The sequence below is a fragment of the Arthrobacter woluwensis genome (assembly GCF_900105345.1).
Classification (GTDB): domain Bacteria; phylum Actinomycetota; class Actinomycetes; order Actinomycetales; family Micrococcaceae; genus Arthrobacter_E; species Arthrobacter_E woluwensis.
Map to the genome: position 1 here is coordinate 1,233,689 of NZ_FNSN01000003.1, position 19,165 is coordinate 1,252,853.

General features: G+C 69.0%; 14 protein-coding genes. 10 read left to right on the forward strand and 4 right to left on the reverse strand.

The genetic code is table 11. The features are described 5' to 3' along the window. Positions 1 to 27 precede the first annotated feature (27 nt). Complete coding sequence (locus BLV63_RS06295; RefSeq protein WP_066211390.1) at positions 28 to 978, reverse strand: hypothetical protein; 951 nt, start codon at positions 976 to 978, stop codon at positions 28 to 30. 285 nt (positions 979 to 1,263) lie between these two features. Here BLV63_RS06295 and BLV63_RS06300 point away from each other — a divergent pair, with 285 nt between their 5' ends. The 3 genes from BLV63_RS06300 to BLV63_RS06310 are packed head-to-tail and all read left to right on the forward strand — an operon-like array spanning position 1,264 to position 4,421. After that, complete coding sequence (locus BLV63_RS06300) at positions 1,264 to 2,397, forward strand: Dyp-type peroxidase (RefSeq protein WP_254780486.1); 1,134 nt, start codon at positions 1,264 to 1,266, stop codon at positions 2,395 to 2,397. A 47-nt stretch (positions 2,398 to 2,444) separates the two neighbouring features. Beyond that, positions 2,445 to 3,245, forward strand: coding sequence for a family 1 encapsulin nanocompartment shell protein (locus BLV63_RS06305; protein ID WP_066211388.1), 801 nt, complete (start codon positions 2,445 to 2,447; stop codon positions 3,243 to 3,245). A 45-nt stretch (positions 3,246 to 3,290) separates the two neighbouring features. After that, the gene (locus BLV63_RS06310) at positions 3,291 to 4,421 is read left to right on the forward strand and encodes a GuaB3 family IMP dehydrogenase-related protein (RefSeq protein ID WP_066211386.1); all 1,131 of its coding nucleotides are present in this window, start codon (positions 3,291 to 3,293) and stop codon (positions 4,419 to 4,421) included. Between the two features lie 343 nt (positions 4,422 to 4,764). Here the strand turns inward: BLV63_RS06310 and BLV63_RS18645 are convergent, their stop codons facing one another. Beyond that, a complete protein-coding gene (locus BLV63_RS18645; protein ID WP_074784087.1) occupies positions 4,765 to 5,025 on the reverse strand; it encodes a hypothetical protein in 261 nt (86 codons plus the stop codon). Between the two features lies 1 nt (position 5,026). On the opposite strand from BLV63_RS18645, the gene BLV63_RS18330 reads away from it, so the two are divergent. From BLV63_RS18330 to BLV63_RS06330, 3 genes are all read left to right on the forward strand, one after another. Continuing rightward, positions 5,027 to 5,545, forward strand: a complete 519-nt coding sequence (locus BLV63_RS18330) for an excalibur calcium-binding domain-containing protein (RefSeq protein WP_066211383.1) — start codon at positions 5,027 to 5,029, stop codon at positions 5,543 to 5,545. A gap of 276 nt (positions 5,546 to 5,821) precedes the next feature. Next, a complete protein-coding gene (locus tag BLV63_RS06325; protein ID WP_066211381.1) occupies positions 5,822 to 7,558 on the forward strand; it encodes a glycerol-3-phosphate dehydrogenase/oxidase in 1,737 nt (578 codons plus the stop codon). Between the two features lie 86 nt (positions 7,559 to 7,644). After that, positions 7,645 to 8,133: a PTS sugar transporter subunit IIA gene (locus BLV63_RS06330; RefSeq protein WP_066211380.1), complete on the forward strand. Its 489-nt coding sequence runs from the start codon at positions 7,645 to 7,647 to the stop codon at positions 8,131 to 8,133. A gap of 109 nt (positions 8,134 to 8,242) precedes the next feature. Here the strand turns inward: BLV63_RS06330 and BLV63_RS06335 are convergent, their stop codons facing one another. After that, a complete protein-coding gene (locus tag BLV63_RS06335) occupies positions 8,243 to 10,012 on the reverse strand; it encodes an ABC transporter ATP-binding protein (RefSeq protein WP_066212003.1) in 1,770 nt (589 codons plus the stop codon). Between the two features lie 55 nt (positions 10,013 to 10,067). Next, the gene (locus BLV63_RS06340; protein WP_066211379.1) at positions 10,068 to 11,789 is read right to left on the reverse strand and encodes an ABC transporter ATP-binding protein; all 1,722 of its coding nucleotides are present in this window, start codon (positions 11,787 to 11,789) and stop codon (positions 10,068 to 10,070) included. Positions 11,790 to 11,999: 210 nt separating this feature from the next. On the opposite strand from BLV63_RS06340, the gene BLV63_RS06345 reads away from it, so the two are divergent. The 4 genes from BLV63_RS06345 (at position 12,000) to BLV63_RS06360 (ending at position 19,079) form a co-directional block, all read left to right on the forward strand. After that, positions 12,000 to 12,845: an SURF1 family protein gene (locus BLV63_RS06345; protein ID WP_066212001.1), complete on the forward strand. Its 846-nt coding sequence runs from the start codon at positions 12,000 to 12,002 to the stop codon at positions 12,843 to 12,845. Further along, the gene (locus BLV63_RS06350) at positions 12,842 to 13,327 is read left to right on the forward strand and encodes a DUF3817 domain-containing protein (RefSeq protein WP_066211377.1); all 486 of its coding nucleotides are present in this window, start codon (positions 12,842 to 12,844) and stop codon (positions 13,325 to 13,327) included. The genes BLV63_RS06345 and BLV63_RS06350 overlap by 4 nt, the downstream gene beginning before the upstream one ends. 229 nt (positions 13,328 to 13,556) lie before the next feature. Continuing rightward, positions 13,557 to 15,104 (forward strand): glutamine-hydrolyzing GMP synthase, encoded by a 1,548-nt coding sequence (guaA, locus tag BLV63_RS06355; RefSeq protein WP_373277818.1) that lies wholly within the window; start codon positions 13,557 to 13,559, stop codon positions 15,102 to 15,104. A 198-nt stretch (positions 15,105 to 15,302) separates the two neighbouring features. After that, positions 15,303 to 19,079, forward strand: a complete 3,777-nt coding sequence (locus BLV63_RS06360) for a DUF4011 domain-containing protein (protein ID WP_074784090.1) — start codon at positions 15,303 to 15,305, stop codon at positions 19,077 to 19,079. Positions 19,080 to 19,165: the final 86 nt, after the last annotated feature.

A 19,165-nucleotide genomic window follows, 5' to 3' on the forward strand; every position in this document is an offset into this window, starting at 1 on the left:
GGTTCTCAGTCTAGGGAAGCCGGATCATCACGTGAGCCAGCCCCAGACCTTCTTGGCGCCGTCGGCCACCGCGTCCACGGTCTTCTTGGCGCCGTCGGCGACGGCGTTCGCCACGTTCTTGGTGCCTTCCCAGACGTGCTTGGCCCCGTCGGCCACCATCTCCGAGGCGGACCCATAGCCGAGATGAGTGGCGAGCAGACCCATGCCGCCCCAGGCCACCCCCGCGACGGCGAAGAACGGACCTGCGCCGGGTATGAAACTGCCGGCTGCGAGCACGGTGGAGATGCCGCCGTCGATCGCCATGCCGGTGTTGCCCGTGGCGAGGCCCTGGGTGAACTGGAGACCGCCGGTCACCACGCCCAGCCCGCCGGACAGGCGGCCCAGCATCGACGTTCCGTTCAGAAGCTGGGTGCCCTTGACGTACCCGGCCTCGGCGGCCATGCCGTACTGAGCGCTCAGCCAGGGCCACTTGGTCAGCTCGGTCACCAGGCCGCCTTTGGCCATGGTCGCCAGGAGGTTGTCCGTGTAGAGGCCGGCGCCGGTCACCAGGCCGTTGCCGGCCCACCACTCGGGGCTGCCGGCCACGGAGAGGATGCCCTCCAGCCCGGTCGGGGCATCCGGGCTTCCGGGGCCACCCGAGCCGCCGGCCCCGCCGGAGCCTCCGGGCGCGCCAGGACCGCCACCCGGGCCTCCGCCGACGGAGCCGCCGTTGGTGCTGGCACTCTGTTGTTCGTCCGCCTGGCCGAGGAGCAGCTTCGACGCGTCGCTCAACGACTGGGACGCCTTGTGCAGCATGGGCCGCAGCGTGCTGCTCCACTCGCGGCGGAAGCGCTCGCCGTCGTCGCCCTTCCAGGCGACGCCGGACACGAGGCTGTTGACCTGCATCTCCGTGTTCTTCAGCCGCGAGCCGGAGAGGCCCATCGACTTCGACAGGGCCCTCAGTTGCTCGACATCGGCACCGTAAAAGCCCGGGGCCATGGTTCATCCTCCTCGATGGGACACCACTCTTCCGTGCCAGCCTAGGGTCTGCTCGCCTCCGGCGCGATGGGGAGGGGTGCCCATGGGACGGAAGAAGGTCGCGGAACCGTCCTCTGCCGGGTGTACGGCGCGGTCTTCGAACGTGACGCCGGTCGTTCGACGCCGGCGAGAACAGTGCCGCCGTGACCAGGCACGCTGTTACTGTGAGGGCATGTCACTCACGGTGTGGATCACGGCTGTCGAACCCTTCTCCGCAACGACCGTCCGGCAGGGCGAGGGACGCCGGTGACGGCGCACAGCCTGCCCTCGGGAGGCGGTTACACGGAGGGCTCCATCACCCAAAACGTGTCGGGCCCTCTGACCCGGTCCGCGGTCTTCCTGGTGCTGTCCGTCGAGGACGACCCGGGCGCTCTCGACACCGTCCGCGATGTCCTCTCGGATCTGGACGGGCTCGTCAAGACCGTGGGCTTCCGCGATCTGAACGGGCGCCTGTCCTGCACCGTGGGAATCGGCGACCGCATCTGGGCGCCGCTGTCCGGCCTGCCCAAGCCCGCGGAGCTCCATCCCTTCCGCGAGATCGTGGGTGCCACCCACACCGCCGTCTCAACTCCGGGTGACCTGCTCTTCCACATCCGCTCTGACCGCCAGGATCTCTGCTTCGAATTCGAGCGCCTCCTGCTGGCCTCCCTGGGCACGTCCGTGAGCACCGTGGACGAGGTCTCCGGGTTCCGGTACTTCGACGCCCGTGACCTGTTGGGTTTCATCGACGGCACCGCGAACCCCGTCGGCCCGGACCTCCCCGAGTCCGCCCTGGTGGGGGAGGAGGACCCTCAGTTCGCCGGCGGCAGCTACGTGGTGGTCCAGAAATACCTGCACCCGATCAGCGCGTGGCAGGGTCTCACCACGGAGCAGCAGGAGAAGATCATCGGCCGCACCAAGGCCGACAACATCGAACTGGACGACGCCGTGCACGGCCAGAAGTCCCATAAGACCCTCGCCACGATCACGGATGAGAACGGCGAGCACGACATCGTCCGTGACAACATGCCGTTCGGCACCCCGGGATCCGGCGCCTTCGGCACCTACTTCATCGGGTACTCCCGGCACCTCTGGGTGATCGAGAGGATGCTCGAACGCATGTTCATCGGAGATCCTCCCGGACTGCATGACCGGCTGCTGGACTTCTCGACGGCGGAGACCGGCACCACGTTCTTCGTCCCCACCGCCGGGATGCTCGCCGCCCTCGACGACACCGCCGCTGCCGCGGAGGCTCCGGTGCCGCCCGCCGAGGGGAACGTGCCCGCGGTGGCGGAGCCCGTCGTCGTCGTACCGGAGGCCGCTGTCCCCGCCACGGCAGCTGCTGCACCCGCCGCCGGCTCCCTGGGGATCGGTTCCCTCCGGAACGCCCCCACTCCTTGATCGCCCCTGAACGCCTTGCCCGAGCACGCCTGCCGAAAGGACCAGTCATGAATCACCTGCTGCGCGAACACGCTCCGATCACCCGGGACACCTGGGCGATGATCGACGACGAGGCGAAGACGCGGCTGTCCGCGGCTCTGGGCGCCCGCCGTCTGGTCGACTTCGCCGGCCCCCTCGGCTGGCAGCACTCCGCGACGTCGACCGGCCGGGTCGGTCCGGTCGTGTCGGCACCGGCGGACGGCGTGATCGCCCGGCCGCGGAAGGTGCTGCCGCTCGCCGAGGTCCGGGCCGGCTTCTCCATGTCCCGCGAAGAGCTCGACGCGGCCACGCGCGGAGCCGTGGACGTGGACTTCGCGACCCTCGACGCCGCGGCCCGGAAGATCGCCGAGGTCGAGAACTCCGCGGTCTTCGACGGCTGGGACGAACTCGGCATGACGGGCATCGCCGCGGCCTCCCCGCACGCCCCGATCCAGACCGGCGACGACCCCCGTCGGCTCGCGGTGCACGTCGCCGCCGCGGTCGCCGCACTCAAGAACTCCGGGATCGGCGGCCCTTACGGTCTCGCCCTCGGCTACGACGCGTGGGTGAACGCGACCGGCGGCAACGACATGGGCGGTTCGCCGCTCCTCACGCACCTGCAGCGCATCCTGGAAGGCCCCGTGCAATGGACCCCGGGCATCAACTCCTCCGTGGTGCTGAGCCTTCGTGGCGGGGACTTCATCCTGGAGAGCGGCGAGGATCTGGCCGTGGGGTACGCGGACCACTCCGCAGCGAGCGTGGAGCTGTATCTCCAGGAGACCTTCAGCTTCCGGGTGGCGACGCCGGAGGCCGCGATCGTCCTCGCCTGAGCGACGCAATCCGTCCGGAACCCGCTTCACGATAGAGTTGGACGCGTGACTTACGAGATTGAGATTGGCCGTGGGAAGCGCGGACGCCGTGCGTATGGACTCGATGACATCGCGATCATCCCCAACCGCCGGACCCGTGACCCGCAGGACGTGAGCGTGTCCTGGCAGATCGACGCCTACAAGTTCGACATGCCGGTGATCGCCGCCCCCATGGACTCGGTCATGTCCCCGACCACGGCCATCCGTCTCGGTGAGCTCGGCGGCCTCGGCGTGCTGGACCTCGAAGGCCTCTGGACCCGTTTCGAGGACCCGCAGGCCCAGCTGGACCGCATCGCCGAACTGCAGCAGGAGTCCCCGAGCGAGCTCGTGACCCGCACCCTGCAGGAGATCTACCAGGCTCCGATCCAGGCCGAGCTCATCACGCAGCGTCTCGCCGAGATCCGTGCCGCCGGCGTCACCGTGGCAGGTTCGCTCACGCCGCAGCGCACCCAGGAGTTCTACAAGACCGTCGTGGCCGCCGGCGTCGACATCTTCGTCATCCGCGGCACCACGGTGTCGGCCGAGCACGTCTCCAAGACCACGGAGCCGCTCAACCTCAAGCAGTTCATCTACGAGCTGGACGTCCCCGTGATCGTGGGCGGCGCCGCCGGGTACACCCCGGCGCTGCACCTCATGCGCACCGGTGCGGCCGGCGTCCTCGTGGGCTTCGGTGGCGGCGCCACCACCACGACGCGCCGCGCGCTCGGCATCCACTCGCCGCTGGCTTCGGCCATCTCGGACGTCGCCGCCGCACGCCGCGACTACCTCGATGAGTCCGGCGGGCGCTACGTGCACGTGATCGCCGACGGCGGCATGGGCACCTCGGGCGACATCGTGAAGGCCATCGCCATGGGCGCCGACGCCGTCATGCTCGGTTCCGCACTGGCCCGCGCCGAAGAGGCGCCGGGCAAGGGCTGGCACTGGGGCGCCGAGGCGCACCACCCGGAGATCCCGCGCGGCGACCGCGTCCAGATGGGCACCGTCGGTCCGATGGAGGAGGTCCTCTTCGGCCCGGGCCACCACACGGACGGCACCTCCAACCTGATCGGCGCCCTGCGCCGGTCCATGGCGACCACGGGCTACTCGGACCTCAAGGAGTTCCAGCGCGTGGACGTCGTGGTGCGCCCGCGGCACTGAGCCGCCCCGCACCCGCTGATCCACACGACGACGGCGCGGCCACCCGGGAGGGGGCCGCGCCGTCGTCGTGCTCGGGGCTGTTTCCTGCCGCATGCCGCTGTCTGTCCGGCCATGCCGCTGAGTACGCTATCGAAGGTCTGAGTCCGCTACATCGTGTAGCGGATTCGCACCCCCGATAGCGGACTGGACCCGACCCTGCGGTGAACGGCCGAGCCTGAGTGGGGCCACGTCCGTGACGGAGTGGTGACAGCGGAGATTTCCCGATTCAGCGAGTGCGGGGTACGTTCCTCACATATCGCACGTTCTTGGGGGATCGAGTCATGGTGAATTTTCGCGCGCAGTATCAGGGTGCGTTCCGGCGCACGGGCGGAGCCGCCCGAGCGGCGGCGTTTCTCGTGGGGGCGGCCGTGCTCCTCACCGGGTGCTCGGGGACGGTGAGCACCACTGGGCGCAGCACCTCGTCGTCGTCCGGAGCGCCGACCGCCAGCTGTCCCAGCCCCGAGCCGACGGTCACCGTGACAGCGACGGCGGGCGTCGAGCCGTCGTCGGCTGCGACGGAATCCGAGTCGACCGCGCCCTGTCCGACCGCGACGGAGACCGTCACCGTGGCCCTGCACCGGTCGGGCGAGACCTGCGCGAGGAGCGGCGACACCTACCTGGCCGTGGAACCTGCCCTGCTGTGTTTCAGGGACAAGGCAGGCAAGGCACTGTGGATGACGGCCGCCCAGGTGCGTCAGACCCAGGTGGAGATCGCCAAGGCCAAGGCCGCGGCCGACGTGGCGCGCAAGAAGGCTCAACAGAAGGCCCAAGAGGCCGCGCGGCAGAAGGCCGCCGCAGCTGAACTGCAGAAGGCTGCCGCAGCGGCTGCGGCGCAGCAGGCCGCCGCCGAGGCACAGAAGGCCCAGGCACCGGCGGAGCAGACGCCTCGCCGGTTCGTGCCGGAAGCACCTCAGAACCCACCCGCGCCGGAGGCTCCCGCGGTTCCGGCGGCCCCGGACCCTGGCTCGGTCTACTACCCGAATTGTGCGGCGGCCAGGGCTGCGGGAGCCGCCCCGATCTACGCCGGTCAGCCCGGATACCGGCCGAAGCTCGACCGGGATGGCGACGGCGTCGCCTGCGAATAGAGAACTCCCTTCAGCGACGACGACGGCGCGGCCACCCGGGAGGGGGCCGCGCCGTCGTCGTGGTCGGGGCTGAATGGTGCGGCGTGCGTCGAGATCGCTACCCACCGTCTGAGCCCGCTACCGGACGCAGCGAGTTGAAGCGAACCGTAGCGAGTTCGGCCGGGGCCCGCGACTCGTTGCCCGAGGTGTCGAACCGACCGCATTCGCCCCTGCCCAAGGAGCCCCCGAAAGACTAGGGTGGAACCAAGTCTTAGCCACGCATATCGGGAGTCTTCCATGAGCCAGAATGCCAGCAGCAAGGTCCTCGGTCCAGAGCAGCGCGAGTTGTCCATCGAGGCACTCAAGAAGACCACGGAGCCGGGTCAGGAACTCGACATCCTGATCGTGGGCGGTGGTGTGGTCGGGGCCGGTGCCGCCCTCGACGCGGTCACCCGCGGTCTCAAGGTCGGCATCGTCGAGCAGCGAGACTGGGCCTCCGGCACGAGCTCCCGCTCGTCCAAGCTCATCCACGGTGGCCTCCGCTACCTCGAGATGCTGGACTTCGCTCTCGTCACGGAAGCACTGCAGGAACGCGGCCTGCTGATCCAGCGCATCGCACCGCACCTGGTCCGGCCCGTGCCGTTCCTGTACCCGCTCTCCAAGAGGTTCGTCGAACGTCCCTACGTCGGCGCCGGCATCCTCCTCTACGACACGCTGGGCATGACCAGCGGCAACGCCCGCGGTGTCCCCATGCACAAGCACCTCACGCGACGTGGCACGCTCAAGGCGGCTCCGAGCCTCAAGGACGACGCCATGGTCGGCTCGATCCGGTACTACGACGCCCAGGTGGATGACGCCCGCCTGGTGGTGAACATCATCCGCACCGCCGCAGGCTACGGCGCTCACGCCGTCAACCGCATGAAAGTGGTCGAATTCCTCCGCGAGGGCGAGCGCGTGGTGGGCGCGCGCCTGGAGAACATGGAGGACGGCAGCACGTTCGACGTCGCCGCCAAGCAGGTCGTGAACGCCACCGGTGTGTGGACGGACGAGACGCAGGCCCTGGTCACCGACCGTGGTCAGCTCAAAGTGCGCGCGTCCAAGGGCATCCACCTGGTGGTTCCCCGCGACCGCTTCCAGTCGACGGTCGGCCTGATCCTCCGGACCGAGAAGAGCGTCCTGTTCGTCATCCCCTGGGGAAGGCACTGGATCATCGGCACCACGGACACCGACTGGAAGCTGGACAAGGCCCATCCGGCCGCCTCCAGCAAGGACATCGACTACGTCCTGGAACACGTCAACAAGGTGCTCAAGCGCCCTCTGACCAGGGAGGACGTGGAGGGCGTGTACGCCGGGCTCCGTCCGCTGCTGGCCGGCGAAAACGACTCGACGGCGAAGCTCTCTCGGGAGCACGTCGTGGCCCACCCTGTGCCCGGCCTCGTGGTGGTGGCCGGCGGCAAACTGACCACGTACCGGGTCATGGCCAAGGACGCCGTGGACGAGGCGGTGCGCGGTCTCGACGACCGGGTCGCCCCGAGCTGCACCGAGGGCATCCCGCTGCTCGGAGCCGAGGGCTACAAGGCCGCCTGGAACCGCCGTCATCGCAGCGCCGATGAAGCCGGGATCCATGTGGCGCGGGTGGAGCACCTGCTGAATCGCTATGGTTCCGAGACGCAGGAACTTCTCGACCTGATCCGGGAACGCCCGGAGTTGGCGGAACCGTTGCCGGGAGCGGATGATTATCTGGGCGCCGAAGTGGTCTTTGCGACTACCCATGAGGGCGCCCGTCATGTGCATGATGTCCTCACCCGCAGGACCAGGATCTCGATCGAGTCCTGGGACCGTGGGGTCTCCGCGGTGCCGGTGGTGGCCCGCCTCATGGGGGAGGTGCTCGGCTGGAGCCCCGTCCAGGAGGAGAGCGAGGTCAAGCACTACCTGGCCCGTGTGGAGGCCGAACGCCTGTCGCAGGAGCAGCCGGACGACGAGTCCGCCGATGCGGCGCGGATCGGCGTGGATGACATCATCCCGCTCCGCTGAGGACGACGCCTGGAGGCGCCGTCCGGTGGTGCTCCCGCAGCGATGCGGGAGCACCACGATCGAACGTTGACTGAAAGGACGCCCCCGTGGCTGAGGATCTGAACCGCTATGACGCTGAGCTCACCCTGCCCAGCATGGTGATCCTGGAGATGGAAGCCACGGATCGCGAGGACGCCGCTGCCCAGCTGGCGCAGCGTCTGTTCACCGCCGGCCGGGTGTCCAATCTGGAGCGGTTCCTGGAAAGCGTCAACTCCCGCGAGCATCAGATGGCGACCGGACTGCCGGGCGGCATCGGGCTCCCGCACGCCCGCAGCGAATACGTCACCCAGCCGTCGATCGCTGTCGGCGTCACCAAGTACGGGCACTCGCTCGACTTCGGCGCGGCCGACGGCCCTGCGAATCTCATCCTGCTGATCGCGACGCCGGCCCAGTCGTTCTCCGAGCACCTCGAGGTGCTCGCGACGCTGGCGCGCTCGCTGTCGAAGGAGAGTTACCGGGAGTCCCTGCGCCGGGCCCACGACCCGGAGGTCATCGCCGAGCTGATCAACACCTCGCTGGTGTTCTTCGATCACTGACCCGGCACTGATCGGGCCACCGACCTCGAGGTCCCATCAGATTCCCCCTTTGAACGGACTTTCCCCGGCGCCGAAGCGCCGGGGAAAGTCCGTTCAGGCAGGGAATCCGTCACTCACTGCGCCACGACCTCCACAGGGCGGCATAGGACCCGTCGAGCGCCAGCAGCTCATCATGGCTGCCCAGCTCCGTGATCCGGCCGTCCTCCACGACGGCGACCCGGTCGGCGTCGTGGGCGGTGTGCAGACGGTGGGCGATCGCCACCACGGTGCGGCCGCTCAGCACGGCGCCGAGGGAGCGCTCCACACTGCGGGCCGCCTGCGGATCGATGAGGCTGGTCGCCTCGTCGAGCACCAGGGTGTGAGGATCGGCCAGGACCAGGCGGGCCAGGGCCAGTTCCTGAGCCTGCGACGGCGTCAGCGCGTGACCACCTGAGCCCAGCTCCGTCTCCAGGCCGTCCTTGAGAGCGGAGAACCACGGGCCGGCGCCCACATCGTCGAGGGCGGCGAGCAGCTCGCCGTCGCTCGCGTCCTCCTTGCCCAGGCGCAGATTGTCCGCCAGGGTGCCCACGAACACGTGGTGCTCCTGCGTCACGAGGGCCACCTCACGGCGGAGTTCCTCCACCGGCAGGTCCACCAGGGGCACACCGCCGACGGTGACCGCTCCGGACGTCGGCGGGTTGATGCCTGCGATCAGGCGGCCGAGCGTCGACTTGCCGGCGCCGGACGGGCCCACCATGGCGAGCCGCTCCCCGGGCACCAGTTCCAGATCCACCCCGTGCAGGACGTTCCGGCCGGCGCGGTAGGCGAAGGTCGCGCCGCGCAGGGAGATCCTGCTGCCGTCAGGGGTCTCGCCGCTCACCTCACGGTCCGCGGGAACCTCCTTGACGCCCACGATCCTCGCAAGCGAGGCGGCGCCGAACTGCAGTTCGTCGAGCCACATGATGAGCGTGTTCACCGGTTCCACGAGGGCCACGGCATACAGCGCGACGGCGGCGACGGACCCCGCGGACACGGCGCCGACGGAGACCAGCCAGCCGCCCCAGAGCACCACGAGCACGGCCGGGAGCCACAGTGCCAGCTCGGTCACCGGGAACAGCATCGAGCGGAGCCAGAGCGTGTACTTCTCCGCTTCGAAGCCTTCACGGATCGCGGTGCGGGTGCGGTGGATCCGCTGCGGGCCGAGGCTGAGGGCGTCCACCGTGAGGGCGCCGTCCGCCGCCTCGGAGATGGTCCCGTCGATGGTGCCGTACGCGGCGTGTTCGCGCTGGTAGCCGGGCCCGGAGCGCTTGAGGTACCAGCGGGTGACCGGGATGATGAACGGCGCGCTGACCAGCAGCCCCAGGCCGAGCAGCGGGGACACCACGAACGCCGCGGCGAGCGTCAGCGTCACGGTGACCACGGCGACCAGGAGGCGGGGCACGCCGAAGCGCACCGCGTGGGAGAGCGCCTCGACGTCGTTGGTCGTGCGGGAGAGCAGATCGCCCGTGCCGGCGCGTTCCACGGTGGAGAGCGGCAGCGACGTGACGTCACCCATGAACTCCTCGCGGAGGTCGGCGAAGACCTTCTCCCCGAGGACCATCGAACGGTAGGACGCGAGGCGCTGGAGCAGTGCCTGTGCCACGACCGACCCCAGGAGTGCGACGCTCAGGGCCGTCACCGTGGACATGGTGGTCCCCGAGGTCACGGTGTCCACCAGCCGCCCGATGATGAACGGGCCCACGAGGCCCATGATCGCGGCGGCCGCGTAGAAGACCATGACGCCGACCAGGCCGCGCTGGTTGCGCCGGAGCAGCCGCCAGGCCTCCGCGCGGACCTGTGCGGAGGCCGCGATGGGCAGGCGGTTGCCAGGACGGGGGAGAGCGGCGGCCGCCTCGGGCAGGCTCTGACGCGCCTCGTTCTCCTCCAGCAGAGGTTCCTCGAAGGACTCCACCGTGTTACTCACTGCGAATCACGACCATTCGGTACTCGGGACAGCGCTCCAGCAATTCGGCGTGGGTGCCGGTGAGTGGTGCGCCGGTTTCGGGAAGGTAGATGACGCGGTCCATCGCGTGCAGCAGCAGCGGGCTCGCGGTGGTCACGAGGGTCGCGGCGCCACCGTGACCGGTCAGCGCGCCGCGGGATTGCGAAAGCCCCTCCGCGATCCGCGCTTCGGTGTGAGCGTCCACCGCGCTGGTGGGCTCCACCAGGAGCAGGAAGTCGGCCTCGCTCAGGAGCGCCCGGGCGAGGGACAGCCGCTGGCGCTGGCCACCGGAGAAGCTGCGGCCCTTCTCGTCGACCTCATGATCCAGCCCCTCTTCCAGTGCGTCCAGGATGTCCAGGCCCGCGGCGGACTCGAGCGCCTCCAGGATGCGCTCGTCGCTGTGGCGGCCCTGCGGGTCCAGGGCGCTGCGCAGGCTGCCGGTGAACAGCTGCGCCTCGGCCTGGCTGAACACGATCCTCCGGCGGATGTCGGCCAGCGGATACGCCTCGAGAGGGAGGTCTCCCCACAGGACGTTGCGGGACTCGGCGTCGTCGAAGCGCCCCAGCCGCTTGGCCACCGCGGCCGAGCGGCCCGGGTCCGAGCACACCAGCGCGGTGAGCCCGCGCGGCGGGACCGTCACGCCGCTCTCGCCGTCCTCCAGCGGGGACGACGACGGCGGTGCGGACGTGCCGTCGTCGCTCACGAGAGGCGGCGCCCCCAGGAGCTTGCTGACCTTGCGCGCGCCGACGATGCCGCGGATACCCACGTTGAGGGCCTCGGAGCCGGTCCGGATCGGAGCGACGAGGAACACCGAGAACCCGTACAGGGACATGAGCTGGCCCGGAGTGATCGTGCCGTCCAGGGCCAGTGCCGCACCGGTGAAGGTGAAGAACACGCTGAACGCGCCGCCGATGAGCAGCTGTGAGGCTTCCAGGGTCGCGACCGACTTCGCCACCTCGATACCCTGCTGGCGCGCGTGCTGGGAGCGTTCGCGGTATCGGTTGACGAAGATGCGCTCGCCGCCGATGCCGCGGAGCACCCGGAGGCCGGCGACCGTGTCCGCTCCCACGGAGGACATCTTGCCGGTCGCCTCCCGCTGGGCCTGCTGGCGCTTCTGGAAGGGCTTGACCACGAAGACCAGGAGGGCGCCGAGCACGGGCACGCCGATCAGGACCGCGAGGCCCAAAGGCAGGTGGATGCCGGCCACGAGCGCGGAGACGACGAGGTACGAGACGATCGAGCCGGAGAGCCGGGCCGTCACGTCGAAGAGCTGCCCGATGCGCGGGGCGTCGTTGGACGCGACCGTCACGATTTCGCCGGTCGGCACGGCCCGTCCCACGGACTCCCCGCCACGCGCCACCTTCACTCCGATGAGCTCCTTGGTGGTCAGAGCCGCCTGGAGCCAGTTGCTCACGGCGAGACGGTGCCGGATGGTGGTGGTCGCCGCCTGGATGGCCGCCAGGCACAGGAAGATCGCCGTCCAGAACAGCAGCGCGCTGAAGTCCTGGGCGACCACGCCCAGATCCAGGGCCTTGCCGATCACAAAGGGGGCGAAAGCCTGTGACAGCATCCAGATGATGCCGAAGAAGAATCCGCCGATGAGCGTGGGCAGCTGCAGACGTCCCAGCCAGAGCAGGAATCCGCGGGGGGAGAGACCGAAAGGCTCGTTGGAACGGGGGTATGGGTACTCTCGCACAGCGCCAGCCTAAATGAGGCCTGAGTCACAGGGAAGTTCATGTGAAAGATTTCTTTCGGGAAGTTCTGGAATAAAGCGTTTTTGCAGGTGGAAGGCCGTTCTGTTACAGGCGCCGGACCGGTCGCGAGGGCCTGCTCGGCCCGCGTGGGGGTCGCGCGGGCGGGGAGTGGCTTTTGGGGAATTCCGAGGTTCAGCAAGTACGGTGGAATGGTGCTGAAAACTGCCCTTAAGCCGCGTTGGATCGCCGGATTGCTCTTCGCGCTGCTGGTGTCCACGGTCTTCGTGCTCCTCAGCCAATGGCAGTTCGGGCGCTCCACGGAGCAGGAGAAGACCCCGGACAGTGCGCTGGAGTCACCCCGGCCCTTGAGCGAAGTGCTCAAGCCGGGCAGTTTCTTCCCCTCCTCGGTCGCGGACCAGATGGTCACGCTGACCGGGCACTATGACCCTTCGCGCCAGGTGCTGGTGAAGGACCGGCTGCTGGACGGCCGGAGCGGCTTCTGGGTGGTCACCGCGTTCGCCGTCGACGGCGCCCCGCGCCTCGCCGGGGCGAAATCAACCCCCGCCACCTGGATCCCCGTGGCCCGTGGCTGGATCGCGTCGGAAGACCAGGCTCCCCGGGCGCCGCAAGGTCAGATCGCCCTCACGGGCCGGTTGGTCCCGTCCGAGGCTCCCACCGTCACGCAGGATCTCCCGCAGAGCAGCTACGCGAATCTGTCGGTGGCCGAACTCATCAACGTCTGGGACGTCTCGAGCTACCAGGGCTTCGTCGGCGCCAGCCAGGAGAAGAGCGCCGGGCAGGATGTCGGGGCCCGTGACGACTCGGACCTCAAGCCCCTGCGACTGAAGGCGGCGCCTCCCGAGCAGGGCGTGAACTGGCTCAACATCTTCTATGCCGTGGAGTGGGTGGTCTTCGCAGGATTCGCCCTCTTCATCTGGTGGCGACTCGTGAAGGACGACTACCAGCGGCAGCTTGAAGCCGAAGAGGACGAGGCGCTGTTGGCCCGCCACGAGTCCGCTTCGCAGAACACCCCCGATGATCACAGGAGCAGCGAATGATCGACCCCAAGCCCGCAGGCACCCCCGCCCCTCGTCCGCGGCGTTTCGGAGGGACGGAACAGCAGATCCGTTCCGCGCTGAAGTTCTACAAGGTCCTGGCGTACGCCACGGGCTCGTTCCTGCTGCTGCTCTGCGTCGAGCTCATCCTGCGGTACGGTTTCGGCCAGTTCCTCTTCGCGGGCGGCACCAACGCCGTGACGGGGCAGCCGCACGGCTTCGGTCTGGCCAGCGCAGACCCGGCCGGTGTGGTGGGTGGCGCGAACCTCTCCATCATCGTGCTGATCGTGCACGGCTGGATGTACGTGCTGTACCTGATCTCCAACTTCCGCCTATGGAGCCTCATGCGCTGGCCGTTCGGCAAGCTCGTGGTCCTGGCCCTCGGCGGTGTGGTGCCGTTCCTCTCCTTCATCGTCGAGAAGAAGACCCACGCCGAGGTGGAGTCCGAACTCGCGGCGAACCCCCAGGGCGCCAGCCGCTACTGAGCGGTCCGTTTCACCTGGTCACGACGACGCCGGGCGGTCGCGATGAGCGGCCGCCCGGCGTCGTCGTGCAGCAGGATCCGGCACACGACGGCGGGTACTCGCCGCCGCTGTGACGGCCCCGGTTGTGAGCCGCGCTACTCGTAGGCCGTCCGGTGTGCGGGGGAGTGCCCCGGGACCGTATCCTTGAGGGGTGACCAATTCCCCCGCAGCTCAGACTTCTCAGCGCCCCGTGCTGGTGGTTGACTACGGTGCACAGTACGCGCAGCTGATCGCCCGCCGCGTGCGTGAGGCGAATGTGTATTCGGAGATCGTTCCGCACACGCTCAGCACCGAACAACTTCTGGCCAAGAACCCCGCCGCCATCATCCTTTCGGGTGGTCCCTCCAGCGTTTACGCCGAAGGTGCCCCCAACGTCGGCGCGGACCTTTTCGAGGCCGGCGTCCCCGTCCTCGGCATCTGCTACGGCTTCCAGGCCATGGCCCGCGCCCTCGGCGGCGAGGTGGCCCAGACCGGTCTCCGCGAGTACGGCTCCACCGAGACCACCCTCGTCGGTGAGCCCCACTCGCTCCTGGAAGGCGTGACCGACCACCGCTCGTGGATGAGCCACGGCGACTCGGTGCACCGCGCTCCGGAAGGCTTCGAGGTCCTCGCCACCACGGCGGGCGCCCCGGTGGCGGCCTTCGCCAACGAGGAGAAGTGCCTGTACGGCGTGCAGTGGCACCCCGAGGTCAAGCACTCCGAGAGCGGCCAGAAGATCCTCGAGAACTTCCTTTACAAGGGCGCGGGGCTGGAAGCCAACTGGACCACGGGCAACATCGTCGAGGACCAGGTCGAGCGCATCCGCGAGCAGGTGGGTGACGCCCGCGTGATCTGCGGTCTGTCCGGCGGTGTGGATTCCGCCGTGGCGGCGGCTCTGGTGCAGCGCGCCGTGGGCGACCAGCTGACCTGTGTGTTCGTGAACCACGGACTGCTGCGCGAAGGCGAGGCCGAGCAGGTGGAGCGCGACTTCGTCGCCGCCACCGGCGCCAACCTCTACGTCGCCAACGAGCAGGAGCGCTTCCTGAACGCCCTGGCCGGGGTCAGCGATCCCGAGACCAAGCGCAAGATCATCGGCCGCGAATTCATCCGCGCGTTCGAAGAGGCTGAGCGGGCGATCATCGCCGCAGCGGCTGCCGACGGCGAGAGCATCAAGTTCCTGGTCCAGGGCACCCTGTACCCGGACGTCGTCGAGTCCGGCGGCGGCGAGGGCACGGCCAACATCAAGAGCCACCACAACGTGGGCGGCCTGCCGGAGGATCTCCAGTTCGAACTGGTGGAGCCCCTGCGCACGCTGTTCAAGGACGAGGTCCGCGCTGTCGGCGCCCAGCTGGGTCTTCCGGCCGAGATCGTGGGACGCCAGCCGTTCCCCGGACCGGGTCTGGGTATCCGCATCGTCGGTGAGATCACCGCCGAGCGTCTGGATCTGCTCCGCAAGGCAGACGCGATCGCCCGCGCCGAGCTGACCGCTGCAGGCCTGGACAACGAAGTGTGGCAGATGCCCGTCGTGCTGCTCGCCGATGTGCGCAGCGTGGGTGTCCAGGGCGACGGCCGCAGCTACGGTCACCCGATCGTCCTGCGTCCCGTGTCCAGCGAGGACGCCATGACGGCCGACTGGTCGCGCCTGCCGTACGACCTGCTCGCCCGCATCTCGAACCGCATCACCAACGAGGTGGACGGTGTGAACCGCGTGGTGCTGGACGTGACCAGCAAGCCGCCGGGAACCATCGAGTGGGAGTGATCCCACCTGCCTGGTGAACCGTGACCGGTCCGCTCCTGCGGGCCGGTCACGGCTTTTTCCCCGGAATTCCGCTGGACTTTGGCAAGTCGTGGGCGTTGCAAGCCCCGGTGGCGCTCCGGGGCGGATACCCTCGAAGGTATGCCTATCTGGTCCAAAGCCTCACGCGCCAGTGCAGCCAGTGCAGAGAAGAAGGAACCCGTGCCGGAGAACCCACAACACGACGAACGCTCCGAGGAGCTGAGCCGCTGGCTCGCCGCGTTCGCGCCGGTGTCAGGTCCGGACACCCTGCTGCGCTTCTCACGCACGGCGGACGGCACCATCGACCTGGCGCACGCCCACCCGTCCGGCCTCGCCCAGCTGATGGCAGGCCGCAAGACCCGCCTGTCCACGCTCATCCGCGAGCCGCAGGATTACACCCGTGCGGCCCGGGCCGCACGGAGCATCCGCGCCAAGGTCTATGAGATGGGCAATGAGCGGGGCATCGACGTCGGCTACCTCTCGGCCGGAACCGCCGTGTGGACGTCGGCCGTCGGCGGTAAGCCGCAGCGCGTCACGGCTCCGGTCCTGCTGGCCGCCATCAGCCTGAGCCTGCGTCCCAGCGGCGACGACTATGAACTTCAGGTCCTGGAGCAGGCGCGCATCAATCCCGCCCTCGTCCGGCACCTCAAGACCGTGCACGGCATCATCTTCGACGTCAACGCCCTGGCCCGCCTGGCGTACAGCACCGCCCGCTTCGATCCGCAGCCTGTGCTGGAACGGATGGAGACGGTCATCGCGCCCATCCATGGCGCCGAGATCCTCCCGGAACTGCTGGTCTCCACCTTCGCCGACCTCCCGCAGGACCTGGACGACCCGTGGATCAGCGATCGTCACGAGCTGATCTCCGCTCTGGCGGATCCGAGCAGCGTGGAACCGCGGGTGCCCATCACGGCCGAGGAGTTCGTGCCGCTGGACGAGCGTGACCCGGCGGACGAATTCCTCCTGCTCGACGCCGACGCGTCCCAGCAGCTGGCCCTCGACGTCGTCCGCGCCGGAGACTCCGTGGTCGTCTCCGCGCCTCCCGGCACGGGTCAGACCCAGACGGTGATCAACGCCCTCGGTGAGCTCGTGATGGCCGGGAAGTCCGTCCTGGTCGTGGGCGAGCGACGCACCTCCCTGGCTGAGCTCAATCAGCGGCTCGCGGGCCTCGGTCTGGAGACCCTGGTGCTGCCTCTGAGCACGAGTTCCAACCCGGCGCAGCTCAAGGCCCAGCTGATCCAGGCGATCGTCCGCAATGAGAAGGCCGAGGAGCCGCAGCTCGAGCAGCTGCACAGCACTCTGCGGGCCCGCCGGCATTCGCTGGCAGAGCACGTCGCCTCGCTGCACAACGTGCGGTCGCGGTGGGGCTGCTCTCCCTACCAGGCGATGCAGGCCCTGGCCCGGGCCGTCGCCACCGACACGACGCCGGGCACCACCGTGCGCCTCAAGCGCAGCGTCCTGGACAGCATCAAGGACCGCGAGGCCACCGCGACGCAGCTGATCCGTGCCGCCGAACTGGGCAGCTTCACCCGGTCCACCGTGACGAGCGAATGGCACGGTGCGCGTCTCCTCACGCGCAAGGAAGCCCAGGAGGCGCACGAGACGGCCACCCGCCTGAACACCTCGGTTCCGGAGCTCCGCCGCCGCATGGAGGAGTTCGCCGAGCAGGCTCAGCTCCACCTCGGCGCGAACTTCCACGAATGGGGCGAGCAGCTCGGGCTGTTCCTCGGCATGCGTGACAGCCTCAGCCGCTTCTCCGTGGAGATCTTCGACCGCGACGTCCATGACTTCATCGCGGCCACGGCCCCCAGTGCCTGGCGCCGCGAGCGGGGCATCGAGATGACGAGCCTGGGCCGCGCCAAGCTGCGCAAGTACGCCAAGGAGTTCGTCCGTCCGGGTGTGCACATCCTCGACCTGCACGAGAGCCTCAAGGAAGTCCAGGTCCAGCGTGAACAGTGGTCCAAGTACGCGGCGTCGCAGCGGCACCCCGTGGTGCCCTCCGGCCTCGCAGACCTTGACACCCGGTACACGGAGGTCAAGAAGGACCTGCTGACCCTGAGCCAGGCGCTCAAGGGAACCCGCGGCGGCACCGATCTGCAGGAGATGCCGCTGGCCGCCCTCGAGGCTCGTCTGGCCTCGCTGAGTGGCGACACCGAGGCTCTGGAGACCCTTCCCGAGCGCACCCTGATCCTGGACAGTCTGCGCGGCCAGGGTCTCGACGAACTGCTGGATGACCTGGCGGCCCGCGAGGTCCCCGCCGAAGCCGTCAGCGCCGAACTGGATCTCGCCTGGTGGCAGTCGGTCCTCGAAGCGATGATCAGCGGCGATGATTACCTCGCGATGTCCGACGGCGACAGCCTCCGCACGATGGAGGGCGAGTTCCGCCTCGCGGACAGCGCTCACGTCGCCAGTGGCGCCGGACGCCTGCGCTGGTCGCTGGCTCAGCGCTGGCGGGACCTCGTGCAACGGGAGACCCGCCAGGCCGAGCTCCTGCGCAGCCTGCTCAAAGACGGCCGCGTCAGCATGGCCGCCCTCTGGGCCCAGGCTCCGCAACTGCTCTCCAGTCTGGTCCCGATCTGGACGGTCAGCCCGCACTCGCTGTCGCGCGCTCTGCCGGCCGGTGTCCACTTCGACGCGGTCGTGCTGATCGACGCCGAATCCACCGCATTGCGCAGCGCGCTTCCGGCGTTGGCGCGGGGCACCCAGGTGGTGGCCTTCGGTGACGCGAGCATCGGCTCGCCGCGTGCGTTCTCGGTCGCCGTGGAGCGTCCCGACGATCGTGCCGATGCCACGCAGACGGTCACGAGCGCACTCGACGCCCTGAACGAAGTGCTGCCGGGCGTCGAACTGCGCAATGCGTACCGCTCGGTGGACGAGGATCTGAGTCTTCAGCTCAGCCGGTCCTTCTACGGCGAGCGACTCAACCGCCTGCCCGATGGCAACGCGGTGACCGGGCTCGACCGTTCGATCGTGGTGGAGTACCTTCCGGACGGCACGGGTCTGCCGGTTCAGGGCAAGGAGGCCGTGGAATCCGTCATGGCCGAGGTCAATCGCGTGGTGGAGCTGGTCTTCGAACACGCGAGGACCCGTCCGCGGCGTTCTCTCGCGGTGGTGACGAGCACCCTGAACCATGCCGCGCGCATCGGCGAGGCCATCAGGCTCCAGTTGCCGAACCACCCCCTGCTGGCGGACTTCTTCCACGGCACCGGGCCGGAGTCCTTCCGTGTGGTGGATCTGGAACGTGCCCGCGGCCTGGTGCGGGATCACATCATCTTCTCGCTCGGTTTCGGACGGACGCCCCATGGACGGGCCCTGCACAGCTTCGGGCCCCTGTCGGCTCGCGGCGGCCGGGCCAAGTTCGCTCTGGCCATGTCCCGGGCGCGCCAGCATCTCCATGTCCTCAGCTGCTTCAAGCCGGAAGACCTGGACCGCAGTCGCCTGAGCCACGGCGCCGCGGACTTCTACGATCTGCTGGATCGTGAGCTCGGAGGAAACTACTCCTTGGGCAGCCACGCGTCCCGTGCCGCGTCCAGCGACCCGAGCCTGGGGGAGGACGCGCTGGTGGTCGATCTCGCCGAGCGTCTCAGGGTCCGGGGCGCCAGGGTGTGGCACCAGTACGATGGCGCGATCGATGTGGTGGCCGCGGCCGACCCTCTGCACACCATCGGCAAGGACGACTCGGAGATCCCCACTCCGGTGGCCATCGAGTCCGACGGCACCGCCGCCTACCAGAAGCGGTCCATCCGTGAACGGAGCAGGCTGCGTCCCGAGCTGCTGGAACGGATGGGCTGGCGGCATGTCTCCCTCTGGACCATCGAAGTCTTCACCGACCCGTCCTTCTGCGCCGACCGGATCGCCTCCTATCTCCACCTGGACGGCGACGACCAGAACGGAACCGAGAACACCGCCACGGGTTTCATGACGCAGGTGGATCTGGACGACGACGGAGCGTTGTGAGCGGCAGGTCTGAAGGTTCGCCGGACGACCGGGACAGGCTCCCGGCAGCCGGCGGGAAATCTGAATCCTCGACGACCGGAGCGGCT

What these genes read in the sequence shown, in the direction of transcription:
- BLV63_RS06295 (WP_066211390.1), bottom strand. Translation starts at nt 978, where the DNA reads ATGGCCCCGGGCTTTTACGGTGCCGATGTCGAGCAACTGAGGGCCCTG.
- BLV63_RS06305 (WP_066211388.1), top strand. Translation starts at nt 2,445, where the DNA reads ATGAATCACCTGCTGCGCGAACACGCTCCGATCACCCGGGACACCTGG.
- BLV63_RS06325 (WP_066211381.1), top strand. Translation starts at nt 5,822, where the DNA reads ATGAGCCAGAATGCCAGCAGCAAGGTCCTCGGTCCAGAGCAGCGCGAG.
- BLV63_RS06350 (WP_066211377.1), top strand. Translation starts at nt 12,842, where the DNA reads ATGATCGACCCCAAGCCCGCAGGCACCCCCGCCCCTCGTCCGCGGCGT.